We start from the raw sequence: 21,699 nt of genomic DNA, 5'->3' as shown, positions 1-21,699 counted from the left end.
GTTGTTCGATTGCTTTAGCTTTGTGTAATTTTACAAAAAATAGAACGATGGAAGCGCACAAAGAAAAGATTCTATCCGTTTGCAACGAAATTTGTAAAGGGACAATGATGGAAACCTTGGACATTACCTATATTGATGTAGGGGAGAATTTTTTGTTGGCCCGAATGCCCGTCACTCCCAAGGTCCACCAACCAGATGGTGTGCTGCACGGAGGAGCTTCTGTGGCATTGGCCGAAAGTGTGGGCAGTGCAGCTTCTTATATATTTTTAGATGCAAAGGAGTTTTTTGTGAGAGGCATCGAAATTTCCGCAAACCATGTAAAATCCATTAAAGAAGGCTTTGTTTACGCTAAGGCTTCCATTTTGCACAAAGGCCGAACTACACAGCTTTGGGAGATAAAAATAACGGACGAAGAGGGCAAACTGATTTCCAACTGTAAACTCACCACCATTGCCTTACCCAGAAAATAAGGAATTTACGACCATTCTTGCTAAGATTGATGCGTGGCTTGGTAAAGGCTTGCCGTTTGCGGTATACCGAAAACCAAAACAGGAAAAGGTCACTGCTGTTTTTCAAGGAAATGATGTGCTGCATAAAACCATCGATTTTGAAGATGAAGGTTTTGTTTTTGCACCATTCGATTTGAAAGACAATGCCATATTAATTCAACCGGATGAACTTTTGACGGGAACCTTCAAAACTGAATCCCAAGTTGGAAAGAATATGATTGAAATTTCAGAAAGCGGAAAAGAAACCCATATCAATTTGGTGAGAAAGGGCATTTCTGAAATTGAAAAAGGCCATCTCAAAAAAGTCGTGCTGTCCAGAAAAATGGAAGTGGAGTTCGCAACTTCTCCGGTCAAAATATTTCAAAGCCTCCTGAATCATTACACAAATGCTTTTTGCTATCTCTTTCATCATCCCAAAGTTGGCACATGGTGCGGAGCCACTCCTGAAACTTTGGTGGAAATCAAGGATAAGCAATTAAGAACCATGTCCTTGGCGGCCACTTTGCCATTTCAGGGAGATAAAAAACCCATGTGGGGGCTAAAGGAAATTGAAGAGCAGCGTATGGTTTCGGACTATATTCAAGAACGCCTTGGACCTGCCATGGAAGAACTGCATATTGGTCAAACAGAATCGGTGCGGGCTGGAAACCTTTGGCACTTGCGATCTGAAGTAACTGGGGTGCTATCCAGCGGAAATGCGATAAAAAAAGTCATTACTGCTTTGCATCCCACCCCAGCCGTCTGTGGGATTCCAACTCAAGCCGCGAAGTCCTTCATCCTGGAAAATGAAAACTATGAGCGAAGTTTTTACACCGGTTTTTTAGGAGAACTGAATTTGAGCAAAGTAGGGGAGACCGCACTTTTTGTGAACCTAAGATGCATGGAACTACAGGGAAAAACCGCTGCCATTTTTGTCGGCGGCGGAATCACTTCGGCTTCGCAACCCGAAAGTGAATGGATTGAGACCCAAAACAAAAGCAGGACCATGCTCAACATCCTATAATTTGATCCTTCGGAATTTAGGGGAATACGCTTTTCAGGTGTATTTTTGTAATCCATGATGTATTCAGATATTCCCTCGGCACAGACATTGGTGCTGTATTTTAAGTCTAGAGGAGTTAAGCATATAGTGATTTCTCCGGGTTCACGGAACGCTCCCTTAACCATTGGTTTTACCAAGAATCCTTTTTTTAAGTGCTACAGCATTGTTGATGAGCGATGTGCTGCTTTTTTTGCCCTGGGGATGGCCCAGCAATTACAAGAGCCGGTCGCAGTGGTTTGTACTTCGGGGAGTGCGCTTTTAAATTATTATCCGGCCGTCGCTGAAGCTTTTTATAGTGATATTCCCCTCATTGTGGTCTCTGCGGATAGACCCAGTTACCGAATAGACATTGGGGATGGACAGACCATCCGACAGGAAAATGTGCTGGAAAGACATATTGGCTATTCGGCCAATCTGAAGCAAGATGTGTCCCATGCTACGGAAACAGTTGCTAAGTGGGGTAAAACACTTCTGACCGAAACTCAGGAAGAGATTCAAGAATACAACGAAAGACAGCTGGTAAATGCTTTACAGATTGCACGATGGAAAAGCACTCCGGTGCACATCAACATTCCATTTGAAGAGCCGTTGTACGGTGTATTGGATGCCCCCATGTTTCAAATTACTGAAAAGAAATTGGATGTCCCAGGCAATTCCAATCAGGAGGATTGGTCTGATTACGCATCAATTTGGAAGACCAGTGGCCGAAAAATGATTTTGGTCGGGGTCAACCAGCCCAACGCTTTGCAGAATGAAATTTTACAGTCCTTGGCCCAAGATGGAAATACCTTGGTGTTTACGGAAACCACTTCCAACTTGCATCATCCGGAATTCTTCCCAAGTATTGACAGCATCATTGCGCCCATTGAAAAGTCGGAAAATAGAGAAGAACTCTTCAAGGCCCTTCAACCAGAACTATTGATAACCTTTGGTGGACTGATCGTTTCTAAGAAAATAAAGGCATTTCTTCGGAAATATCAACCCAAAGAGCATTGGCACATCGACCCTAAAAAAGCGTATGATACGTTCTTTTGCCTTTCCAAACACGTAAAAGTCAATCCAAGTGATTTTTTCAAGGCTATTTTACCTTCGGAAACACAAAAGAGCGCTTACAAAACCAAATGGCAAGCGGTCAAGAAACAGTATGAAGCTAGGAGGGAAGCTTATTTAGATGAAATTCCGTTTTCAGATTTTACCGTTTTTGATAAAGTAATGCAACACATACCCAAAGGGTATCAGGTGCATTTGGCCAACAGTTCCACCGTGCGCTATGCCCAATTGTTCCCCATGGATGCTTCTTTGAAAGTGTTCTGTAACCGAGGTACCAGTGGTATCGATGGCAGTACGTCCACAGCGGTCGGTGCTTCAATCCATGCAGAAGAACCTACCCTGTTGATTACGGGTGACCTCAGTTTCTTTTATGATAGCAATGGTTTGTGGAATGCCAACATTCGACCTGATTTTAGAATAATTCTCATCAATAATTCTGGGGGAGGTATTTTTAGGATTCTCCCAGGAAAGGAGGATACGGACGAGTTTTCCACCTTTTTTGAGACCCAACATTCCTATACCGCGGAACATTTGGCACAGATGTACGGGTTTGAGTATTGCATCGCAGAAAACAAGGAAGAACTAATTCAAGGCTTGGATGGTTTTTACACTACTTCGCTTAGGCCCAAAATATTAGAAATTCGTACACCACGCTTGGTGAACAATAAAATTTTGCTTGGGTACTTCGATTTTATATCTTAGAACCAAGGTATAAATCATAAAAACAACACTAATCAATCATGAGCAAAAGAGACGAGTTGATCACAAAGTACGCTGAGGACATCAAAAGCAAATTTGGGCAGGCACCGGACATGGACTTGCTTACCAGAGTTGCCGTTGGGTTGGGTCCTGCCATATACAACCTGGATGCATCGCGCGTTTCAGGTTCCGATGAAAAAGAACTGGAAACCGTAAAAAACAATTTTTTGATAAAAAAATTGGGCCTTGCGGACAATCCAGCATTAATGGAGGCAATACATAGTATTATTGATGGGTATGGGCGCTCCGATAAAAACAAGTACCGTGCTGTGATCTATTACATGTTGACCAAGTATTTTGGGAAGGAATCTGTTTATAATTAATAGACTCATACATGAAAATAGAGCTGTCCTTTTTGGATGGCTTTTTTTATACCCGTATTTTCAGTCTACCTTTGCATTATGATAAAACTGGGAGATTATAACACCTTAAGAGTACTTAGAAGCACAAGTGTTGGTCTTTTTTTAGGAGATGAAGAGGGCACGGAAGTGTTGCTACCCAACAAGTATGTTCCGGAGGATTTTCAGATTGATGCCGAAATGGAGGTGTTCTGCTACCTTGATAATAATGAACGGCCTATCGCCACCACCTTGAAACCGCACATTGTACGTAATGGTTTTGCGTTTCTCAAAGTTGCGGAAGTAGCTGATTTTGGGGCCTTTATGGAATGGGGTTTGGAAAAACATCTTTTGGTGCCATTTCGGGAGCAAGCCCAGCGCATGGAGGAAGGAAACAAATATATTGTACATTGTTATTTGGATGAGGAGACCTTCCGGTTGGTGGGCTCTAGCAGAATAAACAAATTCTTATCCAACGAAAATGTCCAATATGAGGTCAATGATGAAGTGGATATCATGGCAGCTCGAAAAACGCCTTTGGGTTGGGAGGTTATTGTGGATGACAAGCACAAAGGGCTCATTTTTGACAGTGACCTATTTAGACCAGTTGCTGTGGGAAGCCGAATGAAGGGCTTTGTTAAAAATGTAAGGGATGATAATAAAATTGACATCTCACTTCAGCCTATTGGAGCGAAAATGTTGGAGCCCACGGCAAAGATAATTTATGATAAATTACAACAGAACAACGGTTTTTTGCCATTGCACGATAAATCATCACCGGACGAAATTCAAAAAGAGCTCCATTTAAGCAAAAAGGCTTTTAAAAAAGGGGTTGGTATATTGTACAGACAGCGTAAGATCACTATTCAGGAAGATGGCATTTCGTTAATTTAGCCGGAGGAAAAATTAGCATTCATTAAATAGTTGAGATTGCAGGACTATTTTGATACCTCTAAGTTTTTTTCTTTACGCAAAAATTTTACATTTGTATAATCTCAATTTAACTTATTGACAGCTATGCTTTTAGCGAGCTGTAAAAATTTATAACCACTTGACATATGCCTTTTATAGAAGAAAGTGACTTGTTGGACCTTCACAAGGACATAGATAAGGCCCAGATTATCAACGAGCGACTTCTGGACCAAATAAAATATAAGAATAAAGACCTCCGAAAAATAAGGCTGCAACGCAATGTTTTATTGGGTATTACCGGTTTGTTTGTCATCGGTGTCCTGGCCATTACTTCGTTTACGGCAGGGCTTAGCAGTAAGAATTCATTCGAAAATCAGAATAACCATCTTTTGGTCTCCATAGACAGTTTGGATGCCGTTAAAACCCGTATTGATAATCTAAAGGCCCAAAATGAAGAGCTTAGCCTGGTACGGGAGTTCTATTTGGCCAAGGCGTTCTTGGATAAAGAAAAAATATATTCCGTGCAGGTGAAATCCTTTGTGGACAACAATGTTACATTGGCCTCCGAGGCACTGACGAACACCCTTTTCGTAAAAACCAATCCATTCTATGCCTATTCGTTGGGAAATTTTGAAACCTTGGATGAGGCACAATCGTTTAGAAAACAATTGGTACAGATGGGCTTTAAGGATGCTTTTGTAGCCTCCTACCAAGACGGAAAACGAATTCAAATAGAAGACCCCTACTAATCTTGGGAAACAGTAAGGTCTGGATACAGGCTGCTAGACTACGGACCCTTCCTCTTTCACTATCTGGAATTATAGTGGGTACCGCCTTGGCCAGAAAACAAGGTTTCTTTGAGTTGGGCATTTTTGTTTTGGCGCTTTTGACCACCATTGGTTTTCAGGTAACCTCCAACTTTGCCAATGACTACGGTGACGGAGTAAAGGGCACTGACAATGAGGACAGGATTGGCCCACCGAGAGCACTCCAAAGTGGCTTATTGTCCCGACCTGTGTTAAAAAGAGGAATTATTATTTCGAGTTTAATTTCCATGGTATTGGCGTTGGCACTCATTTATTTGGCATTCGGCACCGAAAACTGGATTTACGTCCTGCTCTTTTTTCTTCTAGGTGCCCTGAGCATATGGGCCGCCCTTAAATATACCATTGGTTCAAATGCGTATGGGTATTTAGGGCTTGGTGATGTGTTCGTTTTTCTGTTCTTCGGGCTTTTGGGGGTTTTGGGCAGTATGTTTTTATACACCAAATCCTTGGATTGGGCTTCATTGCTTCCGGCTGTATCCATTGGGTTGTTATGCGTAGGGGTACTCAATCTGAACAATCTAAGGGATGTGTTTTCAGACAAAAAATCTGGAAAGAACACCTTGGTGGTCAAAATGGGATTTGCAAACGGAAAGTTTTATCATTTTGCTTTGCTATCTTTAGCTTTACTCTGTTTTATCGCTTATATCTGGATAGAAAGCATACCTCTCTTCAACGCCTATTTCATGCTCGCTTTTTTACCCATTTTGATTCATTTGGGAACTGTATTGAAAACCCAAGAGCCGGGTAAACTTGATGGAGAACTTAAAAAATTGGCACTCAGCACCTTTGCGCTCGCAATATTGTTCTATATTGCTATCAATAATTTTTTGTAATTTTGGTATACAACCAAATAAACTTTAAGGAACTTGGAACATCCGATTAGAATTTTAATTGTAGAGGACAACGTCATCATTGCTGATGACATGCAGTCCATGCTGGAAGAAATCGGCTATGAGATTGTGGACAATGTAATCGTCTATGAGCAGGCCGTGGAGGTATTGAAAAACAATCATGTGGATTTGGTCCTGATCGATATCATCTTGGCTTCCGACAAAACTGGAATCGATTTAGGAAAGCATATTAGGGAATCCTACAACATTCCTTTCATTTTTGTGACCTCCAACTCGGATAGGGCAACAGTTGAAAATGCAAAAACGGTAAAACCTGATGGTTATTTGGTAAAACCTTTTGAGCAACAAGACCTATATACTTCCATAGAAATTGCACTTTCCAATTTCAACTACAACAAGAAGGGAGAAATTAGGGATGAAGAAGGAGAGGAAGGGGAAAGCTTCACCTCCAACTCCGTATTGAAGGACTCCATCTTCGTTAAAAAACAGCACCTTTATTACAGGATTCAGTTTACGGATATCCAGTTCATAAAGGCAGATAACGTCTATTTGGAAGTCAACACGGCGGATAAAAAGTTTTTGGTACGCTCACCTTTAAAGGATTATTTGGAGAAATTGCCAAAGAACAAGTTTTATAGAGCACATAAATCTTATATTGTAAATGTAGATCATATTGATGCCATCAATTCAAAAGATATCATGATCAACAACAACTTGATTCCAATTTCAAAGGATTTCAAGGAGTTTATCCTTTCATCGATGAACAGTTGATATAGAAAGCACATACGAATAATAAAAGCGTCTTTTTTAAGGCGCTTTTTTTATGCTACAAACTTTTCTGATGAACTGACCACAACTTTTTAAGGGTTCACAACAATGTTTTTCCACTGTTGTAGGCCTGGTCTACTTTAGCAGTGTAAATAATTCAGAAAGTAATTTTTTCATTTTCATATAGTGTTCTCGTAAAAGGGTCTTGTTTAATAGCAAGGCCTTTTTTGATTTTATAAGGTGTGCAAAATCCATGAAATGCACAAAACATCGACAAAAGGTGGTTTGACATACCCCTAAATACGTTTCACAACAGAAATCGGCAGTTTCACAACAATACTGAACAAGTCTGTACCTTTGCATTTAATTTTGACGCCAAACTAACGTTCTTTATATACCCCATACGTTGATTCCAAAGGTGGAATCGTTTAATTCGTCCAGCGCAGAAATCATCTTACGGGGAATAGAAATAAAGGGCACAAACAATAGTATAGAGGTTCAGGAATTTCCTGAAGTACTATATATAGTAAATTCATGGGACGTTACGTAAGATTTTTATTCACTGCATTTTGCTTTGTTTTTCTTTATAGCGGTTCGGCGCAATCCTTGTTGGATGGTGAGCAGAGCGTGCTTAAGGAATTTCAGGACACCGACGCGCCCAGGGAACGCTTCAATGTATTCTTCAATTCCATTGACCGTTACAATCAAAATTCAGCCTATGATTGGTTGGATACAATCAAAATCTATTTGGCCAACGCCCAAAAAACGGAGGACACCACCGCGCTTCGTCTCTACCAGATAATGCAGGCGCAGATTTACAATGACCTGGGGGAATACGATAAGAGCACAACTTTGGCAAAAGAGCTGTATGCCTTTAAAGATTCTTTGGATGTAGAATCACAAACAGCGGTATTGGATGTGTTGGACGACAACTATGCCAATCTTCAACTTTTTGATAAGCAAATAGAAATCCGAAAGCAAAAAAAGGAAATGGGCATCACCGATAATGTCTCTTTCTATGATATCTATAGCAACCTTGGATTGTACAGAGTGGCCCGGAACCAGTACATCATGGAGGTAAAGCCTACCATTGCCGACAATGAAACCTTCAAATTGGCAGAGTACCATAGTAAAGTGGGGAACTTTTTGCGCTTGGATAATTCTGCCCCAACAGCTTTGAGCGAATTAAAGAAGGCAAAAGCCTATTTGGATGTTTATATCAACGATATCTCCGTTCAAAAAAGTGAAGATGAGCTTTTTGAAAGCGATTTGTTAAAGGCCGAAATAGAAGGAAATATTGGAAAGTGCCACGTAATGTTGGGGGAATACGAAGAAGCCATTCCACTTTTGGAGAGCAGTATTGAGGTTTTGGATACCTCATCCAAAAACAGTCATAAGAGCGAGATGGTAGAAAATACCCTCTATTTGGCAGATGCCAACTTGCAACTTGACCGATTTTTGGCCGCTAAACGAAATCTGGATATTGAATTTGACAACATTGGAATTCTACAGGTCATAAAACGAAACAGCTTGTTGGCTGCCTATTATGACAGGGTGGAGAACTACAAAAACTCCGCAATGTACTACAAGCGAAATGAGCGTATCAAGGATTCCATGGCACAGAAGCAATCTTCAATTATAAAACAACAATTGGTGACCATTGTGGCCAATGAGGATTTGGAGAATTCCCAACGATTAATCGAGGAGCAAAAACGTATCAATGAGCAGGCCCGTAGTGATATGAAGGCCAAAGACGAGCGTATGAATTTGGTTTTTGTTTCCTTGATATTCACCTTACTTGGTTTTGCCGGGTTGGTCTACGCCTATTTAAAAAGTATCAAAAATCAACGATTGATTGCCGAACAAAAGCATATGATTGAGAATGCTTTGGTAGAAAAGGATTCCCTGCTCAAAGAAATTCACCACAGGGTAAAAAATAACCTGCAAATGGTGTCCAGTTTGTTGAGCCTTCAAACCAAAAACACGAGAAGTAAGGCCGCTATCGAGGCTTTGGAAGAAGGAAAGAGTAGGGTGAAGGCCATGGCTTTGATTCACCAAAAGCTCTATCAAAATGATGATTTGTCCGTGATTGAAATGCAGGGGTATATTGAAAGTCTCATCAACAGCGTGCAGTCGGTTTATAAAAAAGGAGGACACAACATCAGCATTACCATTGATGCTGAAGGTACCGAATTGGATATTGATCGCGCCATTCCTTTTGGATTGATACTGAACGAATTGGTCTCCAACTCCTTCAAATATGCCTTCCCAGAGAATGATGAAAATGGGAAAATCTACATCCATCTGCGTAAAAATGGCGATCAGGGCTATTTTGAATATACCGATAACGGTGTTGGCCTACCGGAAGACACCGAAGAACGCACCCATTCTTCCATGGGAATCCGCCTCATGAACCGATTGGTGAACCAGCTTCAGTCCAAATTAAATATTGAAAAGCAAACCGAGGGGGTTCGGTTTTGGTTCAACTTTAGCTAATCATTTTTTGTTCGAAACATCCTAAATATGGTTACATTTGAAACCATTGGATGAAAGCTACCTATAAAAAGTATATCCTAGATTTTAAGATTCCCAGTGGAACGTCGCGTGGTGTTTTGACCCGGAAAGAAACCTGGTTTTTGATACTCACCGATGGAAACCGACATGGAATTGGGGAGTGTGGCATTTTAAGAAGTTTAAGTGCTGATGACGTACCCCATTATGAGGAAAAGCTGAAATGGGTCTGTGAAAACATTCATTTGGAACAAAAATCCTTACGAAATGCATTGATGGAATTTCCTTCCATTCAATTTGGGGTGGAACAAGCCTTTTTATCTCTGAATTCCAAAAATCCTTTTGAATTATTTCCTTCGGACTTTACCCAAAAAGAAGCACCAATTCCCATCAATGGATTGATTTGGATGGGAGATGAGGCATTTATGCTCTCCCAACTGGAACATAAACTCAAGGAAGGTTTTAAATGCATCAAAATGAAAATTGGGGCCATTGACTTTGAGACCGAACTTTCTATTCTCAAAGCTATTCGAACCAACTTCACACCAAATGAAATTGAACTTCGAGTGGATGCCAATGGCGCATTTTCATCATCAGATGCTTTAAAAAAGCTAGAACAATTATCCACGTTTGAATTGCATTCCATCGAGCAGCCAATCAAATCAAAACAATGGGATGCAATGGCCGAGCTCTGTCAAAACACACCCTTGCCCATCGCCCTGGATGAAGAACTTATTGGTATTTTTTCTGTAACAGAAAAGGAACGATTGCTACAAACCATAAAGCCACAATATATTATCTTAAAGCCAAGTTTGGTGGGAGGATATGGCGGTTGCGAAGAATGGATTCAGATTGCAGAAAAATACAATATTGGATGGTGGATAACCAGCGCTTTGGAAAGCAATATTGGGCTCAACGCTATTGCGCAGTGGACATACACGTTGAACAGTACCATGCCTCAAGGATTGGGGACAGGAAGTCTGTACACTAATAATTTTGATAGTCCATTGGACGTTTCCAATGGAGAACTACGGTATCTAAAAGCACAGAATTGGCAAGAAAATTTAATTGAAGAGTTATGTATATAGAACAAGGATATAAAGGAGAAATCGGCTTGTGGAAGTATTTCATTATTCCAACGGCCTTCATCTTATTTATGATTGCAAATTATGTGGCAACCGTAAATTCACCGGTAAGTGTGGAAGATACCATGGAACAAATAATTGCACAATTTGGGTCCAATTTGGTGTTGATCATGTTACTGATACCGTTGGCAGTAGGATTATTTGTTGTTCTGGGATGGGCGTATCTTGTCCACAGACAGTCCATTACATCGCTGACCACTTCACGAAAGAAAATTGATTGGCGGCGCATCTTCTTTTCCTTTGGACTTTGGAGCCTAATTACCGTAATCCTCGTTGGGATTGATATTTATTTCTCCCCAGAGCATTACGTGTTCAATTTTGATTTGATGAAATTCATTCCCTTGGCCATTATAGCTGTTGTGCTGATTCCGCTACAGACCAGCTTTGAAGAATACCTCTTTAGGGGCCATATGATGCAGGGATTGGGCATTTTGGCCAAAAATCGTTGGGTACCTTTGGTAGTGACATCGACATTGTTCGGATTGATGCACATTGCCAATCCGGAAGTGGAGAAATTGGGCTTGGGAATTCTTATCTATTACATTGGAACAGGCTTTTTCTTGGGGATTTTAACCCTTATGGATGAAGGTTTGGAACTGGCACTAGGCTTTCATGCCGCTAACAATTTGATTACCGCCTTACTGGTCACGGCAGATTGGACAGCCTTTCAGACCAATTCCATTTATAAGGACATTTCGGAACCATCACTGGGCTGGGATGCCCTCATTCCCGTTTTTGTGATTTTTCCTTTGCTATTGCTCTTTTTCTCTAAAAAATATCGCTGGAAAAACTGGAAAGACCGATTATTTGGAAAAGTAATGACCAAAGAACAATTCGTGGCCGTATCTGATGGAGAATCCAATTTGGCATAACATTCACCCACAATTCAAACTGAATGGTGTTTCCTATGAGCTGGAAGACCTTAAAGAAATTGGGTATAGTTTGGTCAAAGAGGGAGAACCTTTTGAGGTTCCCATTGGTGATTTTATCTTGGATTGGACTTCGGACCTCCCTACTTTAGAGGTCTTAACCTCTGGGTCTACGGGGAGGCCGAAAAGAATTGCACTTAAAAAGGAGCATATGGTCAATTCGGCGATGGCCACAGGCGACTACTTTCAACTAAGGCCAAGCCAATCTGCACTTCTGTGTTTGCCCTGTACCGGAATTGCAGGAAAAATGATGTTGGTAAGAGCTATGACCCTCGGTTTACATTTGGATTATGTTGAACCATCATCAACCCCATTATCAAGTAGCAATACGAATTACGATTTTGTGGCCATGGTGCCATTGCAAGTGCAGAACTCCTTAAATAAATTGGATGATGTACAAACATTGATTATTGGAGGGGCTCCGGTAGATTCAAATCTACGTAGAAAGTTAAGTGAGGTATCCACTAATGTTTTTGAGACTTATGGGATGACGGAGACCATAACCCATATTGCGGTTAAGAGAATAAACAATGATCCGAAGCCTTATTTTGAAACCTTACCAAACATAAATATTGCTGTAGATGGAAGGGAGTGTTTGGTCATTGATGCTCCTAAAATTTCAGAAGGCAAAATTGTGACCAATGATGTGGTGGAGTTGGTAGGTGACAACCAATTTAAATGGTTGGGGCGGTTTGATTCCATAATAAATTCGGGTGGTGTTAAATTGATTCCTGAAGAAATTGAGAAGAAGCTCAACACGGTAATTCAATCCCGTTTTTTTATTGCAGGAACTCCCGATGAAGCTTTGGGGCAAAAGCTTATTCTGGTTATTGAAGCACCTCGGGTTGATGCACCGGAATTACTCAAAAAAATAAAGAGGTTGCCAGATTTGAATAAATATGAAATCCCAAAAGAAGTTTATGCCTTAAAATCGTTTGTTGAAACCGGAAGCGGTAAGGTACATCGCAAAAAAATCATGGAACAAATTCTGTAAGTTTTGTATTTTGACGGAGTAAATCAAACTTCATGAAACAGCTTATACTTTCTCTTGCTCTTATTTCAATTATCAATGTCCAAGCCCAACAAATCTTGCCCGAAGTGGAACGCGCAAAGGTGGTGGATGAAATTTTGGAAGAACGCTTCAATGTTTTGCTCCCCAAGCTTATGGATGACACGGACATAGACATGTGGATTCTCATCTCAAGAGAGTACAATGAAGACCCAGTACTACGTACTATGCTTCCCGCTACGTGGCTGAATGCTAGAAGAAGGACGATACTTTTGTTCTATCGGAACAAAGAAAAAAATACAATTGAAAAATTAGCCGTGGCCCGTTACAATATTGGAAAGAGCATTATTTCTGCTTGGGACAAAGAAAAAGAGCCTGACCAATGGAAACGATTAATGCAACTTATTGAAGAGCGAAATCCCAAAAAAATTGCTCTTAATTTTTCCAAGGATCATAATATCGCGGATGGTCTGGATAAAACTGATTATGACGAGTTCATGGTCAACCTTCCTAAGAAATACCATTCCAAAGTTATCTCTGCGGAACAATTGGCCGTTCGATGGATAGAAACAAGAACTGAACGGGAAATGGTAATTTTTGACCAGTTGGTGGACATTACCCATGACATTATTGCCGAGGCCTTTTCCGAAAAAGTGATTACTCCCGGTATTACCACGACTACTGAAGTGGAGTGGTGGATGCGTCAGAAAGTTACGGATTTGGGCCTTGAAACTTGGTTTCATCCCACCGTGGACATACAACGAACCAGTGAAGAATTGGTAAGCCATCTATATTCCTTTTCGGGTAGACCGGATGATATGGTAATCCTGCCCGGAGATTTGCTACATTGCGATTTTGGCATAACCTACCTCCGTCTTAATACAGACTGTCAAGAGTTGGCCTATGTGCTAAAACCCGAAGAGACCGAAGCTCCCTCTTTTTTGGTAAATGCCCTCTATGATGGCAACCGCGTCCAGGATTTCTTAACCAAAAATATGGTAGAGGGAAGGGTTGGAAATGAAATTTTGGCTAAATCGCTGCAAGAGGCCAGGGAAGCGGGCTTGCAACCTGCTATTTATACGCATCCCTTAGGTACGTATGGCCATTCGGCAGGAACCACCATAGGTATGTGGGATTCCCAAGGCGGCGTGATGAAGGATGATGGAGAAAACTATCCCTTGAATCCCAATACGGTCTACGCCATTGAACTCAATGCCACAGTGAACATTCCAGAGTGGAATCGCGATATCCGAATTATGTTGGAAGAAGCTGGTTTTTTTGGAGAGGAAGGATTTCGATACGTCAATGGAAGACAAACAGAACTTCTATTGATTCCTAGGGTGAAAGCTCAGCAAGGGTACTAAATTCTCGCGCTAGAACACAATTACATTTTTTACGTCGATTTTATACAATTATATGGGGAATGCCATTCCTACCTTCGCACATATTGAAAGGAATACAAAATATTGATATATTGAAGTATGAAATCACGGATTCATATTGTCTTATTGTGCTGTTTCCTAGTTGGATTCGGTAGCTATGCCCAAGAATCAAAAATAGTTTCTCTATGCTGGGATGTATCCCTTTCCATGCAAAACCGGGATATTGAAAAGGATTATTATTTTTTGGACACTTACTTTAAAACGGTTCAGAATGCGAAGGTAAATGTCATCACTTTCAGCAACAGGGTATTGTCAAAAGATAGCTATCAGGTCGTATCAGGTAATTGGTCCTCCATTAAAGCTAAGCTGGATGATTTGCGGTATGATGGAGCCACTTCCTATGAATCGCTCAGCAATTATGTAGATTCAGGTGACGTCCTCCTTTTTACGGATGGAAAACAAAATTTGGGGAATGGTACGCCAAATTTTAATGGAGAGCTTTTCATCATAAATAGTAGTGAGAGTTTTGACAAGGCAAGTCTAAATCTACTCTCGATCGTGAACAATGGAAACTTGGTGGATTTTAATGAAAAACGTAATGCAAATGTTGAAAGTGAAAGACCAAATCAATATTCCGGGACTATTTATAGCGGAACGGTTGGTTTAGAGGGTGCTGAAATTTATGTTCAGGGAAATCAAAGTAACCGTGTAAAATCCAATGAGACCGGGACTTTTTCTATAAATGGAATGGTAGGCGACACCTTGGTCGTTGCTTATGGAAACAAATTGGAAAAGCAAGTGTTGGGGAAAACCAATACGCTTAATTTTTCATTGGAAGACCAGGGAATTCAACTTCAGGAAGTAGTGGTGAGCGAGAAGAAAACAGAGCTTGAACAAGAAACTATTACAACGGGCTATGGTGAGGAGAACAGGGACAAAGTAGGTTATGCCGTCCAATCAATTTCTGAAGAGGATATTCCAGATGCAGCTTCAACTATGAACATGGCCATCCAAGGGAAGTTTTCTGGGGTCAATCTAAATCAAAATGATGATTTGAGTCAGGTGCGAATGCGACCAAGAAACACTTTATATGGTAATGTATACGGCCTTATTGTAATTGATGGCGTACCACTCCGCCAATCTGATTCGGGAAGTGGAACCGTTTTTAGCACGGACTTCATCAATCCAGAAAACATTGCTGACATCACTGTGTTAAAGGGATTGGCCGCCACCAATAAATATGGTAGCCTTGGCGTGAACGGTGTGCTCTTGATTACCTCAAAATCTGCGACCTATGCTAAGGAAAATGGAGAAAAAACGGACATTGCACGTTTGAAGAACAACATTTATGAAGAGAAGATTAAAGTGAACAATAAGGCATTGGTGACCCCTTATCTAAAGGATTTAAAGAAGGGTAAAAATGTAAAGGAAGCTTATGACTTGTATTTGGAACAGCGTATGGCTTTTAGTGAGGTTCCAGAGTATTTTATAGATGTTTCCAACTTTTTTCTCGATTCCAGCCCAGAAATAGCAGAACGTATCTTATCCAATATTTTGGAAAAGGAAAATCCTTCATATGAAGCGTTACGAGCTATGTTTTTAAAATACATGGTTTTGGAAAACTACAATATGGCCGTATTTGCAGCCGATAAAAAAATGGCCCTGTTCCCCAATAAGGTGCAGTCTTATTTTGATGTGGCAATGGCCCACAAGCATGCCGAGAACACCCAGGAAGCACTCACCATTTTAAATGGAATGGTAACCGGAGAAGCCAACCCGCAGTTGAATTTTAGGTCTATGGAGAAAGTGGTGGGTACGGAAATACGCAATATGGTCAATCGGGAAAAAATAAATTTGAAAATTGATGAAGTTGATGCCAAATACCGCAATAATGTTACGTATAATGCGCGATTGATTCTGGATTGGAATGTGCCCGATGCTGAATTTTCAGTGCAATTTGTAAACCCTCAAAAACGATTTTTCACTTGGGAACACACCGAAGTGGGCGATCGAAATCGAATTTTGGAAGAAATCCAAAATGGAAATTCCAATGAGCAATTTGAAATTGTGGGGTCGGACACCAAAGGTGAATGGATATTGAATGCTACCTATTCCAGTAACCGAACGCCAGCGAATAAAGCGACCACATTCCTAAAATGTACGGTACAATACAATTTTGGAAAGCCCAATCAAAAAAGTGAAGACTTTATGATTCGACTACAAGAACCTGGGGACGAGCAAGAATTGGCTCGGTTTACCGTAGAATAATCACACTTGAAGTACCCCCATGTTGAATTTTTTATCGCTCGGTGCATGATTGGCCGCCTCTATCCCCATTGAAATCCATTTACGGGTATCCAAAGGGTCAATAATGGCATCGGTCCAAAGGCGGGCTGCAGCATAATAAGGTGATATCTGGTGGTCATAACGTTGTTTGATTTTATCAAAAAGTTCTTTCTCCTTTTCAGCATCAATAGGTTGACCACTTTTTTCCAAAGAGGCTTTTTCAATCTGCAATAACACCTTTGCAGCTGAATTTCCACTCATCACGGCGAGTTCAGCGCTTGGCCAGGCTACAATCAATCTTGGGTCGTACGCCTTGCCACACATCGCATAGTTGCCAGCCCCGTAGCTGTTTCCAATAACAATGGTGAATTTGGGCACTACAGAGTTGCTCACCGCGTTCACCATTTTGGCGCCATCTTTAATAATTCCACCATGCTCACTCTTACTGCCCACCATAAAACCAGTCACATCTTGGAGGAATACCAACGGAATCTTCTTTTGGTTACAATTCGCAATAAATCGGGTGGCTTTGTCAGCAGAATCTGAATAAATAACGCCGCCAAACTGCATTTCCCCATTTTTGGTTTTCACGACCTTCCGTTGATTGGCGACAATACCCACGGCCCAACCATCAATTCGAGCGTAGCCTGTTAAAATGGTTTTACCGTAGCCTTCCTTGTATTGTTCAAATTCGGAATTATCAACCAATCGTTTAATGATTTCCAACATATCGTACTGGCCACTTCGCGAAGCAGGCAGTATTCCATAAATATCTTCTGGATTTTCCGATGGTGTTTTAGGTTCAGCACGATTGAAACCAGCCTTTTCAAAATCCCCTATCTTATCAACAATATTCTTGATTTTGTCCAAGGCATCCTTGTCGTCCTTGGCCTTGTAATCCGTCACCCCACTGATTTCCGAATGTGTGGTGGCACCTCCCAAAGTCTCATTGTCAATGCTCTCCCCAATGGCAGCCTTTACCAGATAGCTTCCCGCTAAGAAAATACTTCCCGTTTTGTCCACGATCAAAGCTTCATCACTCATGATAGGTAAATAAGCACCACCGGCGACACAACTACCCATGACCGCAGCAATTTGGGTTATCCCCATACTGCTCATAACGGCATTGTTTCTAAAAATCCGACCAAAATGTTCTTTATCCGGAAAGATTTCATCCTGCATGGGCAGATAGACCCCTGCACTGTCCACTAAATAAATGATGGGGAGTTTATTTTCAATGGATATTTCTTGGGCTCGTAAGTTCTTTTTGCCCGTGATTGGAAACCAAGCGCCAGCTTTTACCGTTGCATCATTCGCAACCACTACACATTGCTTGCCTTTCACATAGCCTACCTTCACCACAACACCACCAGATGGGCATCCTCCGTGTTCCTCGTACATGGCATCTCCTGCAAATGCTCCAATTTCAATGGATGGAGATTTGGCATCCAACAGATAATCAATTCGCTCTCGGGCCGTCATTTTGCCCTTTTCATGGTGCTTTTCAATGCGCTTTTTACCGCCCCCAAGCTTTACTGTGGCCAATCTCTTCCGAAGGTCAGAGAGCATCAACTTATTATGGTCTTCATTTTTGTTGAAGTCTATATCCATAGGTCTTATTCAATTTCTTGCTATTGGTTAAAGATAAGGAGTTATAATCATTACTTTTGATGGAATATGGACACAAAAATTAAATGGGGCATTGTGGGCCCTGGAAAAATTGCCACTGATTTCACCGAAGACTTAAAGCTTGTACCGGATGCAGATGTCGCCGCCGTGGCGTCCAGAAGTTTGGATAGAGCGCAGCAATTCGCGGATAAATACAATATCCCCAATGTTTTTGGAAATTATGACGAGCTTTTCAATTCGGATACGGTGGATATTGTCTATGTGGCCACACCACATAATTTTCATAAGGATTTGGCCATACAGGCCATAGAATCGGGTAAGCACGTACTTTGTGAAAAACCCTTGGGTGTTAATAGAGCAGAAGTAGAGGAAATTGTTGCTGCGGCCAAAGCAAATGGTGTTTTTATGATGGAAGGTCTTTGGTCCCGATTTAATCCATCAGTGCGGAAAGCAAAGCAAATGGTGGATGACGGAACCATAGGGGAAGTAGGTTATCTCCATGCCGACTTTGCATTTTATGCATTGAACCGAAGTATGGATTCCAGACTGTTGAATCCAGAGTTGGCTTCAGGCTCCCTGCTCGATATTGGAATCTACCCTATCTTTTTGGCCTATTTGATTTTGGGCATGCCCAGAGAAATTATGGCCAAATCAAACTTTCATAAAAATGGGACTGAGTTGCAAACGTCCATGTTATTTCATTATGAAAATGCGCAAGCCGTTTTATACAGTGGTTTGACCAGTAAATCCAAAATGGAAGCCGAAATCTCAGGTACCAAGGGGGAGATTTTTATCCACCCCAGATGGCACGAAGCGGATGGCTGCAGATTGGAAAAGGATGGTAAAACCCAAGAATTTGAACTACCCCGTCAAGGGAATGGTTTTGTATATGAAATTGAGGAAGTGCACCAATGTTTAAAAGCCAAGAAGTTGGAAAGTGACCTTTGGTCACATCAAAACAGCTTGGATGTAGCCGAATTATTGGACTCAATTCGTGAAAAATGCGGAATTACCTTTCCTTTTGAGGGATAAACCCGATTCAATTCTTTGGATTATTTCATTTTTTACGATATTTGAGGCTCTTCTGAACGATTTATATGGGAATGAACAAAAACACAGTGCTCGCTTGGGCCACTTGGATCATGATTTTTGTAGGAATAGGAATGATAGCTCTTGGAGCTTTCAAATATGATGAAGTTGCAGGTTACGGTTTTGGTGCGGTAGGTATCGGATTTTTTGCTGTGGCTTGGGTATTCAACGCGCTCAAGGGCCGGGTTTAGATTCTCCCTTTTTTCAATTTAAAGAACAACTACATGTCAGACGATAAAAAAGTCATTTTTTCAATGTCTGGGGTTACCAAGACCTTTAAAACGGCCAACACCCCTGTACTCAAAAACATTTATTTAAGCTTCTTTTACGGTGCCAAAATTGGGATTTTGGGTCTCAACGGTTCCGGTAAATCCACCTTGTTGAAGATTATAGCGGGTGTCGATAAAAACTATCAAGGTGATGTTGTTTTCTCTCCGGGCTACACCGTTGGCTATTTGGAGCAGGAACCCCAGTTGGATGAGAACAAGACCGTAATGGAAGTGGTGCGCGAAGGTGTTGCCGAAACCGTGGCCATTTTGGATGAATACAATAAAATCAACGATATGTTCGGTCTGCCTGAAGTCTATGAGGATGCGGACAAGATGCAGAAGTTGATGGACAAGCAAGCAGCTCTTCAAGACCAGATTGATGCGTCCAACGCTTGGGAACTAGATACAAAACTGGAAATCGCGATGGATGCCCTCCGTACTCCAGAATCTGACAAGAAAATTGGAGTACTGTCTGGTGGGGAGCGCAGAAGGGTGGCGTTATGCCGTTTGTTGTTGCAAGAACCCGATGTGCTATTGTTGGATGAGCCTACCAACCACTTGGATGCAGAATCTGTGCATTGGTTGGAACATCATTTGGCACAATATAAAGGAACGGTCATTGCCGTAACGCACGACCGTTATTTTCTGGATAACGTAGCTGGCTGGATTTTAGAGTTGGACAGAGGAGAAGGTATTCCATGGAAAGGCAATTATTCCAGCTGGTTAGATCAAAAGGCCAAACGTTTGGCCCAGGAGAGCAAACAAGCTTCCAAGCGTCAGAAAACTTTGGAGCGCGAGTTAGATTGGGTGCGTCAAGGGGCAAAAGGAAGGCAGACCAAACAAAAAGCTCGTTTAAAGAATTATGATAAGCTGCTCAGTCAAGATCAAAAACAACTGGAAGAGAAGTTGGAGATATACATTCCCAATGGACCTAGATTGGGAACCAATGTGATTGAAGCAAAAGGTGTAAGCAAAGCGTATGGTGATAAATTACTGTATGAAGAGTTGAACTTCAATTTGCCACAAGCGGGAATCGTTGGCATTATTGGTCCCAACGGAGCTGGTAAAACCACTATTTTCCGAATGATCATGGGCGAAGAAACCCCCGATAAAGGGGAGTTTATTGTTGGGGACACAGCTAAATTGGCCTACGTGGACCAAAGCCACTCCAACATCGACCCCGAAAAATCAATTTGGGAAAACTTCAGCGATGGACAAGAATTGGTAATGATGGGAGGGAAGCAAGTTAATTCCCGAGCCTATTTGAGTCGGTTCAACTTCTCTGGAAGCGAGCAGAACAAAAAGGTAAGTATGCTTTCCGGTGGGGAAAGAAACCGACTTCATCTCGCCATGACCTTAAAAGAAGAAGGAAACGTATTGCTGCTGGATGAGCCTACCAACGATTTGGATGTAAATACACTTCGCGCCTTGGAAGAAGGTTTGGAAAACTTTGCAGGCTGTGCAGTGATCATTTCCCACGACAGATGGTTCTTAGATAGGATTTGTACCCACATCTTGGCGTTTGAAGGCGACTCGCAGGTGTATTTCTTTGAAGGTTCTTTCTCTGATTATGAGGAGAACAAAAAGAAACGCTTGGGAACGGATATCATGCCCAAGCGTATCAAGTATAAAAAATTGATTCGGTAATTGAGGAATTATTCTTCTCCTCCGAGATTTTTGATGCCTTCCTCAAGGATTTTTTTAGCTTTTCTTAAATAAGCTTGTTGGTGAGCTGCCAAACTGTTGGGGTCGTTGTTCCCTTTAGTTGTATTTGTGCCAATGGTTTTTGAGAGTTCCACCAATTGGGCAACGGCCTTTTCGGTGGCAGTTAATTTATCTTTGGCGTGCTTCTCAAAGACCTTGATCATCTCAAGTTCCATGGAATTGTCATTTGCAACAACTGTTTTATTTTGAGTGGAAGCTTCTTCAGCATGGGCTTCATGCACCATTGTGGTATTGTCGCTATCAGCTACGGTAACATCAGATGAAACCCCAAGGGTACACTCATCTAAAAAAGTAATGAGTTCGTTGACCTGGGCCAATGCTTTTTTAGTGAAAAAGCGACCAGCTTCCCAATCAACGGGTTCTATGGCCTTATTCAAAGTTTGTTTGGTGTCATACGCTTTGTCGTACGCCTTTTTGCATACACAATCACCTTTGAAATCATCTGCTTTTTCAAGAGCGGTCAAAGCACGTTCTGCATAATACATTTGGTGCTCAAAGTTGGTGGCCTCCATTGCTTTTTTGCAATGGTTTAGGGCATACGTCACTTTGGAATAGTAATTATCACATTGTTGGGAGAAAGTAGCATTTATGGCAAAAAGTACGGCCACAAGTACTAAAACACGGGATTTGGGAGCCATGGTCAAGTATTTGATTTGGTTATAGTCTGTT

General features: G+C 41.4%; 19 protein-coding genes. 17 read left to right on the top strand and 2 right to left on the bottom strand.

Translation table 11 applies throughout. The features are described 5' to 3' along the window. Nucleotides 1–47 precede the first annotated feature (47 nt). The 14 genes from ACFOWS_RS09810 to ACFOWS_RS09745 all read left to right on the top strand — a co-directional run bounded on the left by ACFOWS_RS09810 (nucleotide 48) and on the right by ACFOWS_RS09745 (nucleotide 16,300). Nucleotides 48–470, top strand: coding sequence for a PaaI family thioesterase (locus ACFOWS_RS09810; RefSeq protein WP_366588768.1), 423 nt, complete (start codon nucleotides 48–50; stop codon nucleotides 468–470). Next, nucleotides 451–1,512, top strand: coding sequence for an isochorismate synthase (locus ACFOWS_RS09805; protein ID WP_379763998.1), 1,062 nt, complete (start codon nucleotides 451–453; stop codon nucleotides 1,510–1,512). Before ACFOWS_RS09810 ends, ACFOWS_RS09805 begins: the two co-directional genes overlap by 20 nt. 54 nt (nucleotides 1,513–1,566) lie before the next feature. After that, on the top strand, nucleotides 1,567–3,303 hold the full coding sequence (gene menD, locus ACFOWS_RS09800; RefSeq protein WP_379763996.1) for a 2-succinyl-5-enolpyruvyl-6-hydroxy-3-cyclohexene-1-carboxylic-acid synthase: 1,737 nt from the start codon (nucleotides 1,567–1,569) through the stop codon (nucleotides 3,301–3,303). A gap of 38 nt (nucleotides 3,304–3,341) precedes the next feature. Continuing rightward, a complete protein-coding gene (locus ACFOWS_RS09795) occupies nucleotides 3,342–3,683 on the top strand; it encodes a DUF2853 family protein (protein WP_379763994.1) in 342 nt (113 codons plus the stop codon). Between the two features lie 78 nt (nucleotides 3,684–3,761). Next, on the top strand, nucleotides 3,762–4,592 hold the full coding sequence (locus ACFOWS_RS09790) for a CvfB family protein (protein WP_379763991.1): 831 nt from the start codon (nucleotides 3,762–3,764) through the stop codon (nucleotides 4,590–4,592). A 164-nt stretch (nucleotides 4,593–4,756) separates the two neighbouring features. Further along, nucleotides 4,757–5,359 carry an SPOR domain-containing protein gene (locus tag ACFOWS_RS09785; RefSeq protein ID WP_366588779.1) on the top strand — a complete coding sequence of 201 codons (603 nt, stop codon included), beginning with the start codon at nucleotides 4,757–4,759 and terminating at the stop codon, nucleotides 5,357–5,359. A 2-nt stretch (nucleotides 5,360–5,361) separates the two neighbouring features. After that, entirely contained in the window at nucleotides 5,362–6,270 is a 909-nt protein-coding gene (gene menA / locus ACFOWS_RS09780; RefSeq protein WP_379763987.1) for a 1,4-dihydroxy-2-naphthoate octaprenyltransferase, read from the top strand. A 33-nt stretch (nucleotides 6,271–6,303) separates the two neighbouring features. Continuing rightward, the gene (locus ACFOWS_RS09775; protein ID WP_366588784.1) at nucleotides 6,304–7,059 is read left to right on the top strand and encodes a LytR/AlgR family response regulator transcription factor; all 756 of its coding nucleotides are present in this window, start codon (nucleotides 6,304–6,306) and stop codon (nucleotides 7,057–7,059) included. 531 nt (nucleotides 7,060–7,590) lie between these two features. Next, entirely contained in the window at nucleotides 7,591–9,552 is a 1,962-nt protein-coding gene (locus tag ACFOWS_RS09770; RefSeq protein WP_379763985.1) for a sensor histidine kinase, read from the top strand. A gap of 50 nt (nucleotides 9,553–9,602) precedes the next feature. Continuing rightward, the gene (locus tag ACFOWS_RS09765) at nucleotides 9,603–10,655 is read left to right on the top strand and encodes an o-succinylbenzoate synthase (protein ID WP_379763983.1); all 1,053 of its coding nucleotides are present in this window, start codon (nucleotides 9,603–9,605) and stop codon (nucleotides 10,653–10,655) included. Next, the gene (locus ACFOWS_RS09760) at nucleotides 10,646–11,584 is read left to right on the top strand and encodes a CPBP family intramembrane glutamic endopeptidase (RefSeq protein WP_379763980.1); all 939 of its coding nucleotides are present in this window, start codon (nucleotides 10,646–10,648) and stop codon (nucleotides 11,582–11,584) included. The genes ACFOWS_RS09765 and ACFOWS_RS09760 overlap by 10 nt, the downstream gene beginning before the upstream one ends. Continuing rightward, on the top strand, nucleotides 11,562–12,635 hold the full coding sequence (locus tag ACFOWS_RS09755; protein WP_379763977.1) for an AMP-binding protein: 1,074 nt from the start codon (nucleotides 11,562–11,564) through the stop codon (nucleotides 12,633–12,635). Before ACFOWS_RS09760 ends, ACFOWS_RS09755 begins: the two co-directional genes overlap by 23 nt. Before the next feature lie 32 nt (nucleotides 12,636–12,667). Continuing rightward, complete coding sequence (locus tag ACFOWS_RS09750; protein WP_379763974.1) at nucleotides 12,668–14,014, top strand: M24 family metallopeptidase; 1,347 nt, start codon at nucleotides 12,668–12,670, stop codon at nucleotides 14,012–14,014. Nucleotides 14,015–14,131: 117 nt separating this feature from the next. After that, nucleotides 14,132–16,300 (top strand): TonB-dependent receptor plug domain-containing protein, encoded by a 2,169-nt coding sequence (locus ACFOWS_RS09745; protein ID WP_379763971.1) that lies wholly within the window; start codon nucleotides 14,132–14,134, stop codon nucleotides 16,298–16,300. Here the strand turns inward: ACFOWS_RS09745 and ACFOWS_RS09740 are convergent, their stop codons facing one another. Next, on the bottom strand, nucleotides 16,301–17,929 hold the full coding sequence (locus ACFOWS_RS09740; RefSeq protein ID WP_379763969.1) for an acyl-CoA carboxylase subunit beta: 1,629 nt from the start codon (nucleotides 17,927–17,929) through the stop codon (nucleotides 16,301–16,303). A gap of 66 nt (nucleotides 17,930–17,995) precedes the next feature. Between ACFOWS_RS09740 and ACFOWS_RS09735 the strand changes: the two genes are divergently transcribed. The 3 genes from ACFOWS_RS09735 to ettA all read left to right on the top strand — a co-directional run bounded on the left by ACFOWS_RS09735 (nucleotide 17,996) and on the right by ettA (nucleotide 20,952). Further along, entirely contained in the window at nucleotides 17,996–18,979 is a 984-nt protein-coding gene (locus ACFOWS_RS09735; protein ID WP_379763967.1) for a Gfo/Idh/MocA family protein, read from the top strand. Between the two features lie 71 nt (nucleotides 18,980–19,050). Further along, nucleotides 19,051–19,227: a CAL67264 family membrane protein gene (locus tag ACFOWS_RS09730; protein WP_231562643.1), complete on the top strand. Its 177-nt coding sequence runs from the start codon at nucleotides 19,051–19,053 to the stop codon at nucleotides 19,225–19,227. A gap of 33 nt (nucleotides 19,228–19,260) precedes the next feature. Then, the gene (gene ettA / locus ACFOWS_RS09725) at nucleotides 19,261–20,952 is read left to right on the top strand and encodes an energy-dependent translational throttle protein EttA (protein ID WP_379763965.1); all 1,692 of its coding nucleotides are present in this window, start codon (nucleotides 19,261–19,263) and stop codon (nucleotides 20,950–20,952) included. Between the two features lie 8 nt (nucleotides 20,953–20,960). Here ettA and ACFOWS_RS09720 read toward each other — a convergent pair whose 3' ends face one another. Next, nucleotides 20,961–21,668 (bottom strand): hypothetical protein, encoded by a 708-nt coding sequence (locus tag ACFOWS_RS09720; protein WP_379763963.1) that lies wholly within the window; start codon nucleotides 21,666–21,668, stop codon nucleotides 20,961–20,963. Nucleotides 21,669–21,699 lie beyond the last annotated feature (31 nt).

It is taken from the genome of Flagellimonas marina (genome assembly GCF_042651185.1).
Taxonomy (GTDB): Bacteria; Bacteroidota; Bacteroidia; order Flavobacteriales; family Flavobacteriaceae; genus Flagellimonas; species Flagellimonas marina.
The sequence above is the reverse complement of the archived record's forward strand: the minus strand, read 5'-3'. Positions and strand labels throughout refer to the sequence as shown.